The organism is Mycobacterium helveticum (assembly GCF_007714205.1).
Lineage (GTDB): Bacteria > Actinomycetota > Actinomycetes > Mycobacteriales > Mycobacteriaceae > Mycobacterium > Mycobacterium helveticum.
In genome coordinates this window covers 23078-41727 of the sequence record NZ_VMQU01000003.1, presented here as the reverse complement: position 1 = coordinate 41727, position 18650 = coordinate 23078, and the positions used below count along the sequence as shown (strand labels likewise).

The following is an 18650-nucleotide window of genomic DNA, read 5'->3' as shown; positions in this document are numbered from 1 at the left end:
GTGGGTTCAGTCGGAGTCGTTGGCGAAGGCGGTCGGGGACGCGACGCCGCTGCGCAGGCTTCCGTCGAGGTAAGCGGCACGGCACGCGCGGCGCCCGATCTTGCCGCTGGAGGTACGCGGAATACTCCCGGCCTGCACCAGCAGGACGTCGCGCACCGTCACCCCGTGCCCGACGGCGATGGCAGCCCGGATGTCGTCGGCGATGGGCTGGTATTCCAGCTTGTGCGTACCCGCGGCGCGCTCCCCGACGATCACCAACTGCTCGGAGGAGTCGTCCGGGTCGAACTTGATGCCGACGTGCGGGTTGTCGAACACCACCTGCGCCAGCTGGTTGGCCGGGACGGAGAAGGCGGCCACGTAGCCGACCCGCAACGCCTTGGTGGACTCCTGCGCCGTGTACTCGAGGTCCTGGGGGTAGTGGTTGCGGCCGTCGATGATGATCAGGTCCTTGATCCGCCCCGCGATGTAGAGGTGCCCCCGGTGGTAGGTGCCGTAGTCGCCGGTGCGCACCCACAGGCCGTCGTCGGCGGCCCCCTCGGCGTGCGACTCGCTGATCCGCGACTTGAGGATGTTGCGGAAGACCTCGGTCGACTCCTGCTCCTTGCCCCAGTAGCCGACGCCCAGGTTCTTGCCGTGCAGCCAGATCTCGCCGATCTGCCCGTCGGGCAGCTCGCTGGCGGTGTCGGCGTCGACGATGACTGCCCATTCGTCGACGCCCACCTTGCCGGCGGAAACTTGCGCGACGGCGTTGGGCGCGTCGGCGGGCACCTCCACGAAACGCTGCTTGTTGAGCGCGTCCCGGTCGACGTGGATGACCCTCGGCTTCTCGTCCATCGGGGTGGTCGAGACGAACAGCGTCGCCTCGGCCAGGCCGTACGACGGCTTGATGGCCTCCTCCTTGAGGCCGTAGGGCGCGAACGCCTCGTAGAACTTGCGCATCGACGCCGGCGACACCGGCTCGCTGCCGTTGAGGATCCCCTTGACGTTGCTCAGGTCCAGGGGCGGCTCGTCGTCGCGCGGCAGGCCGCGCAGCGCGGCGTGTTCGAACGCGAAATTCGGCGCGGCGGAAAACACCCCGCCGGTCTCGCCGGGCTTGCGCGCCAGTTCGCGGATCCAGCGGCCGGGCCGGCGCACGAACGCGGCCGGCGTCATGAAGGTGAAGTTGTGGCCCAGCACCGACGACAGCAGCGCCGTGATCAGGCCCATGTCATGGAAGAAGGGCAGCCACATGCACCCGCGGTCGCCTTCGGTGCCCTCCAGCGCGTTCAGCACCTGCAGCACGTTGGTGGGCAGGCTCAGATGGGTGATCTGCACGCCGGTCGGTGTGCGGGTGGAGCCGGAGGTGTACTGCAGGTAGGCGGTGGTCTCCTCGTTGGCCTCAGGCTCCTGCCACGTGCCGGCCACCTCGTTGGGCACCGCGTCGACGGCGATCACGCGGGGCCGCTCCTTGGCCGACCGGGCGCGGATGAACTTGCGGACCCCTTCGGCGGCCTCGGTGGTGGTCAGGATCGTCGACGGGGTGCAGTCGTCGAGCACCGCGTGCAGCCGGCCGACGTGGCCCGGCTCGGCCGGGTCGAACAACGGGACCGCGATCCGGCCGGAGTAGAGCGCACCGAAGAACGAGACGAGGTAGTCCAGGTTCTGCGGGCACAGGATGGCGATACGGTCACCGGGCTGGGTGACCTGCTGCAGACGGGCGCCGATGGCCCGGTTGCGCGCGCTGAAATCGGACCACACGATGTCGCGCGCCACGCCGTCGCGTTCGGTGGAGAAGTCGAGGAACCGATAAGCCAGCTTGTCGCCGCGGACCCTCGCCCACTTCTCGACGTGCTTGACCAGGTTCGTGTTGTCCGGGAACCTGATCTTCCCATTCACGATGAACGGGTTGTGGTAAGGCATACCGCTCTCCTGTGCTCTCTGTGCACGCTGGCCGGCTTCGACCCGATCGGGTGCGCGACTGAATCCTGGTTGCTCTTAAATTTCTCTTAATGTTACGGGGCCGTTCGCGGCACACCAAATCACAAGGTACAGCTGATCCCGTCCGGCTCCGACCTACCTGAGGCTTGTGTCCCCTCACCCGTGTTTGGGATGCGGTGCGTTCTGGATCAGTCCCCGCGCCCAGTTCAACGTCCACGCGGTCGCGGGTTCCCCGTCCATGCTCCAGAACTGCGGCGTGGCGTACAGCGCGTGCACCGGTCCCGCGGCGCCACCGGCCAGCGTGTTCAGCGTGGTCGGCAGGTTCGTGACGCTGAAGGCCTCGTTCGGGGCGGCGCAGATCAGGTCGCCGGGGGCGCAGATCTCGTTGGTCCTGTCGTTGAGCGCACCGAAACCGCCCGGCCGCGCACCGGTCATGGTCAGGCCGAGGTTGGACAGCATCGGCACCTCGTGCAGGGTGACCTCGGCACCCTCCCCGGGCGGGTTGGGGCCGACGTCGTTGCCCACCCCCGGCTGGCGGCGCCCGTCGGCGATCAGCGTCACGCCCAGCACCAGGTCGTCGTCGACCGGGCCGCGGCCGTTGCCGATGTCGCTGGCGAGGTCGCCGCCGATCACCGCGCCCTGCGAGAAACCGATCAGTACGTAGCTGGTCAACGGGCACTTGGTGTTCATGTCGGTCATCGCCTTGACCGTCGCGCGGGTGCCCTCGGCCCGGCTCGCGTTGTACGACATCTGCGTGTCGCCGCTCAGCGGGTTGTTGAACTGCGCCGTGTAGGGGACGGTGTAGGTCTCCAACCGGGAGGACGGGAACTCCTGGCGCAGCGGCCCGGTCACCTTGAGCAGCAGCGCGTTCGGGAATTCCGTCGGGTCGAGCGGATTGTCGTCCGGGGCCGACTCCCAGGTGCCGGGAATGGCGACCAGGTCCACGTCGGGGCAGGAGGCGTCCTGAGTGGCCGGGCGGGGCTTGTGGGGGTGCGTCGTCGTCGAGGCCGGCGGCAGCACCCCGGGCGGCACGGCGGTCGGCGGCGGCTGCGAGCTGCGCAGCAGCACCACGACGGCCACCAGCACCAGCAACACCACGCCCGCCACCGACAGGGCGGCGGCCCAGGCGAGCATCCGGTGGCGCTTACGCCGCGCGTTGGTTGCCATGTTCTCCTGCCGGCACAGTCGGAAAGTCGCAGCGGCGCGGCCGGCCAGCCTCCTGCTGCACCTTCTCCACGGTACCGGCTCGCCGCCTCAGCGAATGGCGCCCACGATGTCGCCCGACATCGCGCCGAGCTGGCCCGACCAGGAGCCCCAGCCGTTGTCGCCGCCGCCGGGGAAGTCGAAGTGCCCGTTGTGCCCGCCGACGCTGCGGTACTGCTGGTAGAACATCCGGCTGTTGCCCATCGCCTGGCCGGCCTGGCCGATCATCGCGGCGGGATCGCTGGCCCCTTCGGTGGTGGGGCTGTACACCCACACGCGGGTGTTGTTCTGCGCCAGCAGCGAGGCATGCACGTAGGGGTCGTGCCATTTCCAGCGGCCGAGCTGCGGGGCGCCCCACATCCCGTTGCCGTCGACGCTGCCGAATTGCTGCAGGCCTGCCAGGATCGAACCGCTGGTGGTGGTGTCCGAGGGGTACACGAACCCCGACAGCGAGCCGGCGAAGCCGAAGCGGTCGGGGTGGAAGCAGGCCAGCGCCATCGCGGCGTAGCCGCCCTGGGAGGCGCCGACGGCGGCGTGACCGCCGGGCGCCAGGCCCCGGTTGGCGGCCAGCCAGTCCGGCAGCTCGCTGGACAGGAAGGTGTCCCACTGCTTGCTGCCGTCCTGCTCCCAGTTGGTGTACATGCTGTAGGCGCCCCCGGCGGGCGCCGCCACCGAGATCCCCTTGCCGGCCAGCGTGTTCATCGCGTTGCCCGCGGTCACCCAGTTGCTCACGTCGGGGCCGGCGTCGAACGCGTCGAGCAGCACCACCATGTGCGGGCCACCCTTGAGGAAGGCCACCGGGATGTCGCGGCCCATCGCCGCCGACGGCACCATCAGGCTTTCGTAGCCGGCCGCGTCGGCTTTGCCGGCCGAGCCGCCCACCGCCACCACACCGCTGAACCCCACCGACAGCGCGGCGATGCACAGCATCCGCAGCAGCGTCGGAAGACCCCGTACGACCCTCATGGCCACCCTCCATCGTCTCGTCGTTGTCTGCACAGTAGCCAGGCCGCGGCCCGGCCGGAACCCAGGGTGGTGAAACAGCTCACACCGCCGCTGATCGCTTTGCTGTGGCTCAGTTACCGGCGCCGGCGTTGCCCGCGGCTGCGCCGCTGGCGGTGCCGGAGCTGGTGGCGGCGGGGCCGGCGCCGGGCGTGGCGCCCAGCGTCGACTGCAGGTCGGGCTTCATGGCCTGCAGCTGCGCGCCCCAGTACGGCCAGTCGTGCGTGCCGTTGTCGTCGAAGTTGAACACCGCGTTGTGCCCGCCGGCGGCGTTGTACGCGTCCTGAAACTTCAGGTTGCTGGTGCGCACGAAGCCTTCGAGGAACTTCGCGGGCAGGTTGTCGCCGCCGAGGTCGGACGGCTTGCCGTTACCGCAGTACACCCAGATGCGGGTGTTGTTGGCGACGAGCTTGCCGACCTGCAGCGTCGGGTCGTTGCGCGCCCAGGCGGGGTCGTCCTTGGGGCCCCACATGTCCGACGCCTTGTAGCCGCCGGCGTCGCCCATGGCCAGGCCGATCAGCGACGGGCCCATGCCCTGCGACGGGTCCAGCAGCGCCGACAGCGAGCCGGCGTAGACGAACTGCTGCGGGTGGTAGGCCGCCAGGATCAGCGCCGACGAGCCGGCCATCGACAGACCCACCGCGGCGCTGCCCGTGGGCTTGACGCTGCGGTTGGCGTTCAGCCACTGCGGCAGCTCACTGGTCAGGAAGGTCTCCCACTTGTAGGTGGTGCAGCCGGCCTTGCCGCAGGCGGGCTGATACCAGTTGGAGTAGAAACTGGACTGACCGCCGACGGGCATGACCGTCGAGATGCCCGACTGGTAGTACCACTCGAACGCCTGGGTGTTGATGTCCCAGCCGTTGTAGTCGTCCTGCGCACGCATGCCGTCGAGCAGGTACAGAGCCGGCGAACCGTTGCCGCCGCTCTGGAACTGGATCTTGATATCGCGAGCCATCGCCGCGGAGGGCACCTCCAGGTACTCCACCGGAAGACCCGGGCGCGAGAACGCCCCCGCGGTCGCCGAGCCCCCCACGGCGCCGATCACACTCGAGAGCAGCGCCGCGCCAACGGCCCCCACCACGAGCCGACGTGGCGTCCCCGCCACGGCGCCGCGCAACCTGTCGACAAGCGTCATCCTTGCTTCCTCATCCTTTCGGTGCATCCGAATCCGGGTGCATCGTCCTATCGCGGTCTATCGCGTCATCTCGCACGCGAATTACCACGCGAATTACGTAGTCCTGCATACGCAAGGCGCAGCAGTGCTCGTGTAGTCAACCACACCTGCGGGCCCCCGCTCACATCGAGAGCGGCGCGCAAAGCCCCGTCCGGCCGCGGATTCCGGCGGATTACCGGCGCGGTGGCGGCCGGGAATCCGCCCTCGGGCGCATGTGCCGGACCGCGGTGGCGCGCAGGTGGGGCACCGATGCGCGGTTGCTGCCGGCTCGGTGTCCGCGGGGGGCGCGCCGTCGTCGTGACCGATTCGAGATTTGTCACAAAATCGCCTCCCGCAAGGACCGCGCGGGGCCGCACGACTTCACTCGCGCGGCGGCGGGGTCTCCTCGGGCACCGGCAGCCCGCACCGGGCGAGTTCGTAGCGCGGCACCCGGTCGATCTGGTACCGGGTGAACTCGAAGGAGTGCAGGACATTGGAGACGAAGCGGTGCGGTGTCATCGGGGCGCGGATGGATCCCAGCACCGACTGGGTCTCGGGGCAGCGCAGGGCCGCTTCCGCCTCGGCGACCCACTGCTGATCCAGATAGCCCGGAATCCCCGGATACACCTTCACCCAGGGGCCGTCGGCGATCACCCAGTCCGGGAAGAGGTTCTTGTCGTGGCCGATGCGGCCGTGCTGCAGCCGCTGCGTGTGCTGCGCGAGTGGATTTGCCAGCCCGATCTGGTCGAGCACCCGGACGTCGAGCCCGACGTTCATGCCGACCATGCCGAGGTTGGTGAAAAACACTGCGTGCGCTGGCGTTTGCGACGCTACATCGTCCGCGGGACTGCCCGGCGCTGGGCGGGCCATCGGAACGATGTCCCATTGGATATAGTTGCCAGACGGCAGCAGCAACGCGCCGTCCGGGGTGTTGTCGAGCGCCGACAGGACGGCGGCCATCCGCGGGTAGTCCAGGTAGTCGGCGGCGGTCGTCGGGTGGGCGTGGCCGGTGGCCTGCGCGTAGAAACGGCGCTCGTCGACGATGCCGGTGTAGGCGACGCGGGTGGCGTCGTCGCCCATCCCGGGCGAGTTCGCCGCCCACAGCGACCAGCCGGCCACACCCAGCCACAGCGCACCGGCCGCCCCGGCCACCCAGTAGCCGGTCTCGCGCGAATAGTCCTGCCCGTCGGGAATCGGCGCCGGGATCACCGCGACCGGGGCGAGCAGACAGACCAGCGGCGCGAGCAACACCCGCCCGTGCATGAAGTCGCCGCCCTGACGGATCCAGTACAGCGCCTGCAGCAACCCGCTGACCAGCACGAAGGCGACCACAGCGGGCGGGCTCTGCACCGCGCGCGCCATCCGCCCGTAGTGGGGCGCCAGCATGGGGCGCAGGAACGACGGCCGGCGGCGCGCCGCCGCCAGCAGGACGCCCAGCGGGATCAGCAGCACCGCCGGCACCCACACCGCGTACGGCGCGTCGAAGTTCGCCAGATAGGTCATGCCCTGGGACCATTTGTCGCCGGCCGCGTCCTTGGCCAGCGCGGTGCCGGGCACCAGCAGGCCGTAATAACCCATCCGGAAGATCTGGTAAGCCACGGGCAGCAGTCCCCCGGCCGCCACGATCAGGCCGCGCCGGGCCCACGTCCGGGCCGCGATCAGCATCATCAACAGCGCCAACAGACCCATCAACGCCAGCTCGGGCCGCACCAGGACGCTGAACCCGGCGACGAAGGCCAGCACGCCGAGGAAGAACGGGGATTCCGGGCGGTTGCGCACCGGCTGGCCCCAGCGGACCATCATCCACCACAGCAGGCCCAGGTAGGCCAGCGTCAGCCCGCTTTCCAGACCCGAGGTGGCGAAGTCGCGCGCCGGGGGCAGCGCGATGTAGACGAGCGCCCCGGCGGGCAGCATGACGGCCTTGCGGCCCCGCAGGCTGGGCGCGTACAGCCGGCCGGTGCCCAGCATCAGCAGGGCCACGCCCAGCACCGACAGCCCGAGCGCACACGCCAGCGCCACGTATTCCATGCGCAGCGGCCCGCCGACCCAGCTGCCCAGATACATCAGGTAGGTCCACGCCGCGGAGGTGTTGGCCTCCACCCGTTCGCCCGCGTTGAACACCGGCCCGTTGCCGGCCAGCAGATTGCGCACGGTGCGCAGCACGATCAGCCCGTCGTCGGCGATCCAGCGCCGCTGCCAGGCACCCCACGCGAACAGGGCGCAGACCACCGCCACGCCGGCCCACAGGCTGGTGCGCACCACGGTGTCGTAGGGGAACGCCGTGCGGAAGACCCGCCGGACGGGCGGCCGCCGGCGCGTCGTCCTGACGGCGCCGGGGTGGGCTTCAGCCGAAGGCAACCGCGGCTCCGACTGTGGCGATCCAGGCCAGCGCGAGCAGTTGCAGCACCCGGTCGCGCAGCGCGATGTCCTCGGGCTCGCCGGCCAGCCCGCCGTCGACGTCCACGGCGTAGCGCAGGATCGCGATGGTGAACGGCACCATCGACACCGCGAACCAGGATCCGGAATGGTGGTCGCGCTCGAACGCCCACAGCCCGTAGCAGACCACCACCGCCGTGGCCGACATGGTCCACACGAACCGCAGGTAGGTGCTGGTGTAGCTCTCCAGCGACTTGCGGATCCGGGCCCCGGTGCGCTCGGCGACCTGCAGCTCGGCGTACCGCTTGCCGGCCACCATGAACAGCGACCCGAACGCCGCCGTCAGCAGGAACCACTGCGAGAGTGGGATATCGGTGGCGGCGCCGCCGGCGATGGCGCGGAGCAAATACGCCGACGACACGATGCAGATGTCGATCACCGCTTGATGTTTGAGTCCGTAGCAGTAACCCAGCTGCATGGCCAGGTACACGGCCATCACCAGCGCCAGGTTCGGCGTCGCCAGCCAGGACAGCGCCAGGGACGCCACCCCCAGAACGGCCGCCAGGGTGTAGGCCAGCCATTCGGGCACCACGCCGGCCGCGATCGGCCGGAACCGCTTGGTGGGGTGCTCGCGGTCGGCCTCGACGTCGCGCACGTCGTTGATCAGATAGATCGACGAGGCCGCCAGGCAGAACACCGCGAACGCCACCGACACCCTGGTGAGCACCTCGGTGTAGTGGTTGTAGTGCAGCGGGCCGCCCAACGCGGCCAGCGGCGCGGCCAGCACCAGCACGTTCTTGACCCACTGCCGCGGGCGCACCGCCCTGACCACCCCGGTGATCAGGTTCGCCGGAGGTTCGACCACCACGTCCTCACTCATTCGACCCTCCGTATCGGCCTGATGCCGAGACCCGATCACCATCCACCCAGAGTGCAAGGCGGGCGACCGCGGCGCCGAGCGCCACGCCGAAAACCACGTCGCTGGGATAGTGCACGCCGAGCAGTATCCGCGACAGCGCCATCGGCGGCACCAGGACCGCGGGGCACAGCCCGGCCGGCAGCCCGGTGGCCCGGCCCAGCAGGATCGCCGCCGCCGTCGTGGAGGTGGCGTGCGCCGACGGGAAGCTCAGCCGGCTGGGGGTGCCGACGTTGACCGCGACGGCCGGGTGATGCGGCCGTTGCCGCCGCACCACGCGTTTGACCAGCACCGCGGCGGCGTGCGCCGCCAACGTGCCCGCGCCTGCGAGAAGCCACTCCCGGCGGCGCTCCGGCTGGGGGTACCGCCCGCTTGCGGGGGACAGGACCGCCCCGGCCGACGCCACTGCCAGCCAGCCGATGCTGTGCTCGCCGAAGTGGGACAGTCCGCGGGCCGCGGTCAGCGCCCCGGGGCGCCCGGCCAGCGCCGCCTGCGCGGCCACGATGACGGCCGCCTCGCCGCGCGGCGCCGGGGATTGACCTGCCTCAGGCATGCTCGGGCTTGCCGGGGGCCGGCAGCAACACCGTCTCCCACTTCTGCGTGCTGGACAGCGCGGGCAGCGCGTCGCGGTAGATCCGGCGCATCTCGTCGAACCGGCTCGCCAGCCGCTGTTGCCGCCGCAGCGAGGCGGCCAGCAGCGTGAACATCTTGCGCCGGTCGCGCTGCCGGTAGACGACGCCGCAGCCGTCGGCCGTCGTCACGGTGACGCCGTCGACCGTGCACAACCGGAACCAGCGCGCGTCCTGGGTGGGCACGTTGAACTCCGGGCGCCGGTGGGCTTCCGGGTCGGCGGCGGTCATGTTGTGCACGATCCCCCGCAGCAGCCGGTAGCCGATCGAGACGGGATTGACCGGCGGCTTCATCGCTTTGCTCTGGTGCGACGGCGCCGGCAGCTCGCTGGCCGCCGGCAAGACGACCGCGTCCGGGTACTGCTTGCGGATGCGGTGCACCTCGGGCAGCGCCGACTCCAGGATCGAGAAGATGTGCTCGGGGCCGGCCAGGAAGTCGTCGATGGCCCTGTTCTGGATCGCCACCGTCGAATATTCAAGGCAAGCAAGGTGTTTCAGCGTCGCCTTGAGATGGCTGCGGACCAGTCCGGTGACGTCACCGTCCCAGTGCATCGCCGCGACCACCAGCCGGTTGCGCAGGTGGAAGTAGGCCTGCCAATCGATCGCGTCGTCCTTGTCGCTCCAGGCCATGTGCCAGATCGCTGCCCCGGGCAGCGTCACGGTCGGGTAGCCGTGCTCGGCGGCCCGCAGGCCGTATTCGGCGTCGTCCCACTTGATGAACAGCGGCAGCGGCTGTCCCAACTCCTCGGCGACCTGCCGCGGGATCATGCACGTCCACCAGCCGTTGAAGTCGACGTCGATGCGCCGGTGCAGCAGCTTGCTCTTGTCGTTGGTGTCGCTCAGCGGGTATTCGGCGAAGTCGTGGTCGTACTCGGCGTGCGGCGCCGCGGTCCACATGAAGTTGGCCCGGTTCACCACCTCGCCCATGATGTGCAGGTGGGAGGGCTCCTGCAGGTTGAGCATCTGGCCGCCGATCAGCATCGGGGTCCGCGCGAAGCGGTGCATCGCCAGCACCCGCAGGATCGAGTCGGGCTCGATGCGGATGTCGTCGTCCATGAACAGGATCTGCTGACAGTCGGTGTTCTTCAGCGCCTCGTACATGACGCGGCTGTAGCCGCCCGACCCGCCGAGGTTGGGCTGGTCACAGATGGTCAGCCGGTTGCCCAGCCGGGCGGCCGCCGCCGGGAAGTCGGGATGGTCGCGCACCTTGCGCACGCCCTGGTCGGGCACGATCACCGCGCCGATGACCTCGTCGACCAGCGGGTCGGCGGTGAGATCGGCCAGCGCGTTGGCGCAGTCAGCCGGCCGGTTGAACGTCGGGATGCCGACCGCGATGCTGGCCGTGCCGGGGGCGGGTTCGGCGGCGTACCAACCGCCGGAGCGCAGGGCGACCGGAGTGTCGGTGGTGATGTCGAACCAGATCCAGCCGCCGTCCTCGAACGGCGCCAACCCCACCTCGATCTCGACCGCGCACGGCTCGTCGTCGCTGCCGGCGAACTGGCGGCCCTCGACGAAGATCCGCGCGCCGGTGGCCTTGGTGCGGTAGACGTCGACGCGGCCCGCGCCCGTCACCTCGACCCGCAGCACGACCGACCTGCAGATCGTCCAGCGCCGCCAGTAGCTGGCCGGGAACGCGTTGAAGTAGGTGGCGAACGACACCTCGGACTCCGCGCCGATCTGCAGTGACGTGCGGGTGGTGGCGTGGGCGCGCCGGGCGTTGGTGGTCGACTCCTCGAGGTAGAGCTTGCGCACGTCGAGGGGCTCCCCCGGTCGGGGCAGGATGATTCGGGCCAGCAGGCTCACGGCGGTCATACGCCCGTCTCTCCCACGTCACTCAGGGGCGCGCCGTCGCGAAGGTGCGGCGCGAGGATGTTGTCGTACATGTTCAGCGCGCTGGCGATGGCCATGTGCATGTCCAAGTACTGGTAGGTGCCCAGCCGGCCGCCGAACAGCACCTTCGACGACGCGGTCTCGGACTTCGCCCGGGCCCGGTAGGCGGCCAGCACGGTGCGGTCGGCCTCGGTGTTGATCGGATAGTAGGGCTCGTCGTCGTCCCCGGCGAATCGCGAGTATTCCCGCATGATCACCGTCTTGTCCGTGGGGTAGTCCCGCTCCGGGTGGAAGTGGCGGAACTCGTGGATGCGGGTGTACGGGACGTCCAGGTCGTTGTAGTTCATCACGGACGTGCCCTGGAAGTCGCCGCAGTCGCGGAGCACCTCCAGCTCGAAGTCCAGCGTGCGCCAGCCGAGACGGCCTGCGGCGTAGTCGAAGTAGCGGTCCAGCGGGCCGGTGTAGACGATCGGCGCGTCCGGGCTGTCGGCGCGCAGCCGGTCGCGGACGTCGAACCAGTCGGTGTCGAGGCGGACCTCGATGCGGTCGTCGGCGGCCATGTTCTGCAGCCAGGCCGTGTAGCCGTGCACCGGCAGGCCCTCGTAGGTGTCGCTGAAATACCGGTTGTCGAAGGTGTAGCGCACCGGCAGGCGGGTGATGTTGGCCGCCGGGAGTTCCTTCGGATCGGTCTGCCACTGCTTGGCGGTGTAGCCCTTGACGAACGCCTCGTAGAGCGGCCGGCCGATCAGCGAGATCGCCTTCTCCTCGAGGTTGCGCGCATCCGCGGCGTCGATTTCGGCGGCCTGTTCGGCGATCAGGGCGCGCGCCTCGGTCGGGGTGAAGTATTTGCCGAAGAACTGCGACACCAGGCCCAGCCCCATCGGGAACTGGTAGGCCTGCCCGGCGTGCATCGCGAACACGCGGTGCTGGTAGCCGGTGAACTCGGTGAACTGCCGCACGTAGTCCCAGACCCGCTTGTTGGAGGTGTGGAACAGGTGGGCGCCGTACTTGTGAACCTCGATCCCCGTCTGCGGCTCGGCCTCGGAGTAGGCGTTGCCGCCGATGTGCGGGCGGCGTTCGACGACGAGCACGCGCTTGCCGAGTTGGGTAGCCACGCGCTCGGCGACGGTCAGGCCGAAGAACCCGGAACCCACGACGAGGAGGTCGAAACGAGCGGTCATCGGTTGCATAGGGTATCCGACCGCGCGGGCCCAACCCATTTGACGAGCCAGGGGCGTTCGGGTTGACCTACGTCGCGATTGGCTCACGATTCAATATCGCCACTCCAGTCACAGCATTCCCACTCGTACCATCGACTGTGTGTGGGTCATGCCGGATTCGACGGGCAGGACGCGCCGACACGAACACAGAGCTGGTTTGAAGCTAGATTGAGGAGACTTCCGTGCCGAACCGACGCCGACGCAAGCTTTCGACAGCCATGAGCGCGGTCGCCGCCGTGGCAGTGGCGAGTCCTTGCGCATACTTCCTGGTCTACGAGGCGACATCGGGTAGCAAGACACCCGAGCACCACGAATTCACGCAGGCGGCGATGATCTCCGACCTGCCCAACGAGCTGATGGGCGCGCTGTCGCAGGGCCTGTCCCAGTTCGGGATCAACATGCCTCCGGTGCCCGCGCTGACCGGGGGCGCCGGGGCCGCGCCCGGCCTGACCAGCCCGGGGTTGACGAGTCCCGGCCTGGGAACTCCGGGCCTGACCAACCCCGGCCTCACCAGTCCGGGCCTGACCAGTCCGGGCCTGACCAACCCGGGCCTGACCAGTCCGGGCCTGACGCCCGCGGCTACCGGGCTCGCCCCCACCGCCGCGTTGCCGACGACACCGGGCCTGCCCGCCGGCGGCCCGACCACCCCCGGCCTCACCAGTCCGGCCGCCGGGCTCACGCCGGGCCTGAGTCCCGTCGGCGGCGCCGGCGAGGTGCCGATCAGCACGCCGGCCGGCCTGGACCCCGGCGCCGACGGGACCTACCCGATCCTCGGCGACCCGTCCACCCTGGGCGGCGGCACGCCGTCCGGCAGCAGCGGCGGCGGCGGGCTGGTCAACGACGTGATGCAGGCCGCCAACCAACTCGGCGCCGGTCAGGCCATCGACCTGATCAAGGGCCTGGCGATGCCGGCGATCACGCAGCAGCTCCAGCAGAGCGGCGCCGCCCTGCCCGGTGCCGCCGGCGCCCTGCCCGGTGCCGCCGGTGCCCTGCCCGGTGCCGCCGGCGCCCTGCCCGGTGTCGCCGGTGCCCTGCCCGCCGCCGCAGCGGCCGTCCCGGCGGCGGCGCCGCCCGTCTAGCAGCTCGAAAATCCTGTCACCTGACGGCACCGCAGAGTTGTGTGGCTCTGCGGTGCCGTCGAACGTCGGGGTTTCTGCGACCGGCGCCGTGTCGCCACATAAATAACACGAGAAACACACGTAACATCGGCCCCGTGTCGTCCCGCCGCGCGCCCACGATGTTGCTCACCGCTTTCGCGGCGACCGTCGTGATCGTCGCGTCGGTGGCCGACGTGGTCCGCGACAAGCACGCCGCGGCCCCGCCGCCGGCCCGCGACACGCAGCTCACCGAGCAGCCGCTGGTCGGGCTGGGCGGCGGTGTCACGGTCCGCGAGCTCACGCAGGACACACCGTTCTCACTGGTCGCCCTCACCGGCGACCTGGCAGGCAGTTCGACCCGCGTGCGCGCCAGACGGCCCGACGGTACGTGGGGACCGTGGTACCAGACCGACTACGAGACCGCCGCCCCCGACGACCCGCAGCCCGACAGCGCGACGGAGGGGCCCCGCAGCACCGATCCCGTGTTCGTCGGCACCACCACGACGGTGCAGATCGCCGTCACCCGCCCGATGGACGCGGCGGTGACCCGGGCGCCGGCGGCGCCGGGCGCCGCACACCCGGACACCGGCCTGGGCTACCAACCGGCGGCCAAGGAGCAAAGCTTCGGGCAGAACATCTCCGCGGTCCTCATCTCCCCACCGCAGACGCCGGCGGAGAACCAGTGGACGCCGCCGTCGGGGGTGCTGATGCCGGGTCAGGCGCCGGCCGTCATCAGCCGGGCCGAGTGGGGCGCCGACGAGTCACTGCGCTGCGGTACCCCGCAGTACGACAACGGAATTCGCGCGGCGGTCATCCACCACACCGCCGGCAGCAACGACTATTCCCCACTGGAATCGGCGGGCATCGTCAAGGCCATCTACACCTACCACAGCAAGACCCTGGGCTGGTGCGACATCGCCTACAACGCGCTGGTCGACAAGTACGGCCAGGTGTTCGAGGGCAGCGCCGGGGGCCTCACCAAGCCGGTCGAGGCGTTCCACACCGGCGGCTTCAACCGAAACACCTGGGGCGTGGCCATGATCGGGGATTTCGACGACGTGCCCCCGACGCCAATCCAGCTCCGCACCGTCGGCCGGTTGCTCGGCTGGCGCCTCGGCATGGACGGCGTGGACCCCAAGGGCAGGGTCGCGCTCGAATCGGCGGGCAGTCACTACACCACGTTCCCGGCCGGCGCCATCGCCGACCTGCCCACCATCTTCACCCACCGCGACGTCGGGAACACCGACTGCCCCGGCAATGCCGCCTACGCGCTGATGGACGAAATCCGGGACATCGCATCGCATTTCAACGACCCGCCGGAAGAGCTGATCAAGGCGCTGGAGGGCGGTGCGATCTACCAGCATTGGCAGGAGATCGGCGGGATGAACAGCGTGCTGGGGGCGCCGACGTCGCCCGAAGCCGACGCCGAGGGCGGCGCCCGCTTCGCCACCTTCGCCCGGGGCGCGATGTACTGGTCGCCGGTGACCGGCCCCCAACCGGTCACGGGCGCGATCTACAACGCGTGGGCGTCCCTGAGCTACGAACGCGGCCCGCTGGGGCTGCCGACGAGCGCGGAAATCCAAGAGCCCCTTCAGATCACGCAGAACTTCGCGCACGGGACCGTGAACTTCGAGCGTCTCACCGGGGACGTCACCGAGGTCGTCGACGGCATCACCACCCCGCTGTCGAGCCCGTCGTCGACCCAGTCCCCGAGCGGGCCCCAGGTGCCGGCCGAACACTTCTCGCTGCCGACCCACCCGCCCGTATAGTCGTCAGAGCCACCAGCGTTCCAGCACCCGCCCCACCCCGTCGTCGCTGTTGGGCGCGGTGACCTCGTCGGCGGCGGCACGCACCTCGGGATGGGCGTTGCCCATCGCCACCCCATGACCGGCCCACCGCAACAGGGGCAGGTCGTTGGGCATGTCACCGAAGGCCAGCACCTCGCCGCTGACGATCTCCGACGCCTTGGCGAGCTCCTCGACACCGGTGGCCTTGCTGATCCCCAGCGGCATGATCTCCACCAGGCCGTTGTCGGTGGAGTAGGTGATGTCGCCCTCGATGCCGACATGGCGGGCCAGGGCGGCGGCCATGTCCGCGCTGCGGGCGCCGGCCCGGCGGATCAGCAACTTGATCGCCGGCGCGCTGAGCAGGTCCTCGATCGACACCTCGGTGTTGTCCGGATTCAGCCACGCGTGCTCGTAGCCCGGCGAGCTGATGAACTGCGGGGTGGCCGTGTCGTGGGCGCGTTCGCCGATCCGCTCGACGGCCAGACCGGCGCCGGGGATCACGCGCACGGCGAGCTCGGCCAGCTCGGCAAGGGTGTCGACGTCGAGCATGCGCGCCGACACCACCCGGTCGCTGCCGGGGTCGTAGATGACGGCACCGTTGGCGCACACCGCCATCGGCGCGAAGCCGAGCTCCTCGACGACCGGTCGTATCCAGCGCGGTGGGCGCCCGGTCGCCAGGACGAACTGCGCCCCGCCCGCGACGGCGGCCCGCACCGCCTCGCGCGTGCGGGGGCCGATGGTGTCGTCGTCGTCGAACAACGTGCCGTCGACGTCACAGGCGATGAGCGCCGGCAGTGTCATTTTTGCGCCACCGTCATTTTTGCGTCACCGTCATTTTTGCGTCACCGTCATTTGGGGCCACCGTCATTTTGGGGTCACCGAGACGATCCGCCCGCCGTCAGTGGATTCCGTCTTGCGCGCGCCCCGGTGGCGTCACGCCGTCGTGCCCGTACTTCTGCGCCCGTTGCCGCAGCTCGGCCGCCCGCATCGCCCGGGAGTCGTCCTGGGTGGGCGCGCCGCCACCCAGCCGCCGCGGCACCCAGAACTCGCCCTCCGGGTGCGGGTATTCCTCCTGGACCCGGTACAGCAGCGCGTTCATCGCCTGCCGCAATGCCGCGTTGAGCTGCTCGGGGTCGCCGCGCGGCGGCAGCGGCCGGCCGGCCGCCACGGTGATCGGGATCTTGTTGCGGAGCAACTTCTTGGGATGATCCTTGGGCCAGATGCGGTGGGCGCCCCAGACGATCAGCGGGACGATCGGCACCTGCGCCTCCAGCGCCATCCGCGCCACGCCGGTCTTGAAGGCCCTCAACTCGTAGCTGCGGCTGATGGTGGCCTCGGGGTGCGCGCCGACCAGTTCGCCCTCGCGCAGGTACCGGACGGCCGCCGCGTAGGCGTCGTGCGCGTCGCGGCGGTCCACCGGGATCAGCCGGGCGTGGCGGATGACGTAGTCGACCGCCTTCACGTCGGCCATCTCGGCCTTGATCATGAAGCGCAGGCGCCGCTTGCGCCGGTGGGCGGCCAGCGACGCGGGCAGCCAGTCCAGGTAGCTGGTGTGGTTGAGGGCGATCAGCGCCCCGCCCCGCGCCGGGATGTTCTCCAGCCCGTCGTAGGTGATCTTCGTCCCGTTCATCGCCACGACGGGCGGGACGATCGTCTCCGCGAAACGAAAAAACGGCTCGGCCATGTCTTTCCTCCCCTTTTACCGCACCTTATTACCGCACCTTTCAGCGCGCCTGGCCCGGCGAACGTCCCTGGGCCCGGGCCGCCGCCTCGTCGGCCTCGATCCGGGCCGCCTCGGCCGGGGTCGGCGCGCCGCCACCCAGCCGCCGCGGCACCCAGTACGCCCCGGGCTCGTGCGGGTAGCGCTCCTGGACCTGATGCAGCAGCGTCGTCATGGCCGCGCGCAGCGCCGCACCGGTCTCGGCGACGCCGGCGTGCGCCCGCAGCGGCGGACCCACCCGCACCGCGATCGGCACGTTGTTGCGACCCAGCTGCCGCGGCCGGTCCTTGGTCCAGATCCGCTGCGCCCCCCAGACGATAAGCGGCACGATCGGCACCCCGGCTTCCCCCGCCATGCGGGCGGCGCCGGTCTTGAACTCTTTGAGCTCGAAGCTACGGCTGATGGTGGCCTCCGGATACACCCCGACCAGCTCGCCCTCGCGGAGCCGCTGCACCGCGACCACGTAGGCGCCGGCCCCCGCGTGCCGGTCCACCGGAATGGTCCCGGTGTGCCTGATCAGGAAGTTGACCACCTTCACCTCCTGCATCTCGGCTTTGATCATGAACCTCAGCCGGCGGCGGCGCCGGTGCACGGCCAGCGCAGCCGGCAGAAAGTCGACGTAGCTGGTGTGGTTGACGGCCACCACGGCCCCGCCCCGCTCCGGGATGTTCTCCTCGCCGCCGTAGGTGATGCGGGTGCCGGTGGCCAGGACCATCAGCTGGGCCAGGATCTCCAGGCTGCGGAACGTCGGCTCCGCCATCAGTCCGGACCACCCGCGCCCTCGGCACGCCGCGCCGCCCTCGCCGCCGCCTCCTCCACGTCCATGCGGGCCGCCTCGGCCAGCGACGGCGCGCTCCCGCCGAGGCGGCGCGGGACCCAGAACTCACCGGCCGGGTGAGGTCCGTATTCCTCCTGCGCCCGTTCCAGCAGGTGCTGCATGCGCGAGTGCAACAGGCCGTTGAGCTCCGCCACGCCCAGCGTCGGCTCGATCGGTTCGCCGACGAGCACCGTGATCGGCACCTTGGGGCGCAACAGCTTCCTGGGATGCCCCTTGGTCCAGATCCGCTGCGCGCCCCAGACGATGTGGGGGACGATCGGCACCCCGGCCTCGATCGCCATCCGCGCGGCCCCCGTCTTGAATTCCTTGATCTCGAAGCTGCGGCTGATGGTGGCCTCGGGATAGACGCCCACCAGCTCGCCGTCTTTGAGGTTCCGCACGGCGGCCTCGTAGGAGGCGGTGCCCTGCTGCCGATCCACCGGGATGTGCCGCAGGCTGCGCATGATCGGCCCGGTGAGCTTGTGGTCGAAGACCTCCTGCTTGGCCATGAACCGCACTCTGCGGCCCAGGCCCTGCCGGTAGGCGGGCAAACCCGCGAACGTGAAGTCGAGGTAGCTGGTGTGGTTGATCGCCACGACGGCACCGCCGGTGGCCGGCAGGTTCTCGATGCCCGTAACGGTGATGGTCAGGCCCTGCACCCGCCACACCAGGCGGGCAAGTTGGATGACAGTCCCGTATGCCGGTTCCACAGCATTCCAGCCTAGTGCGCCCGGCTGTGTGCCGCCCGAAGTGCCGGAAAGAGCGAAATGCCCTTCTCCTCCTCGCCCCCGTCCTCGCCCCCGCCGGTGCGCCCCGAACACCCTGGTCGGCGCCGACGGCCACTGTTGCGGGCACGTCGACCTCGGCGGCCTCGGCGTGGCGGATCGGTGGGCCGACCCGGCCCGCATCGCCTTCTACCGGCGGTTGTGGCGGGCCGACGATGCCGCCGCGCGCTAAGCTCAGGGGCTGAGGAGCCGTAACCT

General features: G+C 70.2%; 15 protein-coding genes and 1 pseudogene. 3 read left to right on the top strand and 13 right to left on the bottom strand.

Going from position 1 to position 18650, the window contains the following annotated elements; all coding sequences use genetic code 11:
• Window positions 1–6 precede the first annotated feature (6 nt).
• The 9 genes from fadD32 to glf all read right to left on the bottom strand — a co-directional run bounded on the left by fadD32 (window position 7) and on the right by glf (window position 12216).
• Window positions 7–1899 (bottom strand): long-chain-fatty-acid--AMP ligase FadD32, encoded by a 1893-nt coding sequence (gene fadD32, locus FPZ47_RS01160; RefSeq protein ID WP_144948013.1) that lies wholly within the window; start codon window positions 1897–1899, stop codon window positions 7–9.
• A gap of 174 nt (window positions 1900–2073) precedes the next feature.
• Complete coding sequence (gene culp6, locus FPZ47_RS01155; RefSeq protein ID WP_144948016.1) at window positions 2074–3084, bottom strand: carboxylesterase Culp6; 1011 nt, start codon at window positions 3082–3084, stop codon at window positions 2074–2076.
• Between the two features lie 87 nt (window positions 3085–3171).
• Window positions 3172–4086 carry an esterase family protein gene (locus FPZ47_RS01150; RefSeq protein ID WP_144948019.1) on the bottom strand — a complete coding sequence of 305 codons (915 nt, stop codon included), beginning with the start codon at window positions 4084–4086 and terminating at the stop codon, window positions 3172–3174.
• Between the two features lie 109 nt (window positions 4087–4195).
• Window positions 4196–5257 carry a diacylglycerol acyltransferase/mycolyltransferase Ag85A gene (ag85A, locus tag FPZ47_RS01145; protein WP_144948021.1) on the bottom strand — a complete coding sequence of 354 codons (1062 nt, stop codon included), beginning with the start codon at window positions 5255–5257 and terminating at the stop codon, window positions 4196–4198.
• A gap of 399 nt (window positions 5258–5656) precedes the next feature.
• Window positions 5657–7633: a terminal beta-(1->2)-arabinofuranosyltransferase gene (gene aftB / locus FPZ47_RS01140; RefSeq protein WP_144948024.1), complete on the bottom strand. Its 1977-nt coding sequence runs from the start codon at window positions 7631–7633 to the stop codon at window positions 5657–5659.
• Complete coding sequence (locus FPZ47_RS01135; protein ID WP_144948027.1) at window positions 7620–8531, bottom strand: decaprenyl-phosphate phosphoribosyltransferase; 912 nt, start codon at window positions 8529–8531, stop codon at window positions 7620–7622. The genes aftB and FPZ47_RS01135 overlap by 14 nt, the downstream gene beginning before the upstream one ends.
• Window positions 8524–9120 carry a phosphatase PAP2 family protein gene (locus FPZ47_RS01130; RefSeq protein ID WP_144948029.1) on the bottom strand — a complete coding sequence of 199 codons (597 nt, stop codon included), beginning with the start codon at window positions 9118–9120 and terminating at the stop codon, window positions 8524–8526. The genes FPZ47_RS01135 and FPZ47_RS01130 overlap by 8 nt, the downstream gene beginning before the upstream one ends.
• Window positions 9113–11008: a glycosyltransferase gene (locus FPZ47_RS01125; protein WP_144948032.1), complete on the bottom strand. Its 1896-nt coding sequence runs from the start codon at window positions 11006–11008 to the stop codon at window positions 9113–9115. Before FPZ47_RS01125 ends, FPZ47_RS01130 begins: the two co-directional genes overlap by 8 nt.
• On the bottom strand, window positions 11005–12216 hold the full coding sequence (gene glf, locus FPZ47_RS01120; protein WP_144948035.1) for a UDP-galactopyranose mutase: 1212 nt from the start codon (window positions 12214–12216) through the stop codon (window positions 11005–11007). The genes FPZ47_RS01125 and glf overlap by 4 nt, the downstream gene beginning before the upstream one ends.
• Before the next feature lie 212 nt (window positions 12217–12428).
• On the opposite strand from glf, the gene FPZ47_RS01115 reads away from it, so the two are divergent.
• Together FPZ47_RS01115 and FPZ47_RS01110 are read left to right on the top strand one after the other, a co-directional pair.
• Complete coding sequence (locus FPZ47_RS01115) at window positions 12429–13325, top strand: PirG (protein WP_210419800.1); 897 nt, start codon at window positions 12429–12431, stop codon at window positions 13323–13325.
• A gap of 134 nt (window positions 13326–13459) precedes the next feature.
• The gene (locus FPZ47_RS01110) at window positions 13460–15112 is read left to right on the top strand and encodes an LGFP repeat-containing protein (protein WP_246133260.1); all 1653 of its coding nucleotides are present in this window, start codon (window positions 13460–13462) and stop codon (window positions 15110–15112) included.
• A 3-nt stretch (window positions 15113–15115) separates the two neighbouring features.
• Here the strand turns inward: FPZ47_RS01110 and FPZ47_RS01105 are convergent, their stop codons facing one another.
• From FPZ47_RS01105 to FPZ47_RS01090, 4 genes are all read right to left on the bottom strand, one after another.
• Entirely contained in the window at window positions 15116–15931 is an 816-nt protein-coding gene (locus FPZ47_RS01105) for an HAD family hydrolase (protein ID WP_144948041.1), read from the bottom strand.
• Between the two features lie 97 nt (window positions 15932–16028).
• Complete coding sequence (locus FPZ47_RS01100) at window positions 16029–16814, bottom strand: lysophospholipid acyltransferase family protein (RefSeq protein ID WP_144948044.1); 786 nt, start codon at window positions 16812–16814, stop codon at window positions 16029–16031.
• A 40-nt stretch (window positions 16815–16854) separates the two neighbouring features.
• A complete protein-coding gene (locus FPZ47_RS01095) occupies window positions 16855–17610 on the bottom strand; it encodes a lysophospholipid acyltransferase family protein (RefSeq protein ID WP_144948047.1) in 756 nt (251 codons plus the stop codon).
• Complete coding sequence (locus tag FPZ47_RS01090; RefSeq protein WP_144948050.1) at window positions 17610–18377, bottom strand: lysophospholipid acyltransferase family protein; 768 nt, start codon at window positions 18375–18377, stop codon at window positions 17610–17612. The genes FPZ47_RS01095 and FPZ47_RS01090 overlap by 1 nt, the downstream gene beginning before the upstream one ends.
• A gap of 97 nt (window positions 18378–18474) precedes the next feature.
• Here FPZ47_RS01090 and FPZ47_RS29160 point away from each other — a divergent pair.
• Window positions 18475–18624, top strand: a pseudogene (locus FPZ47_RS29160) (aminoglycoside 3'-phosphotransferase); the annotation flags it as partial.
• Between the last annotated feature and the right edge of the window lie 26 nt (window positions 18625–18650).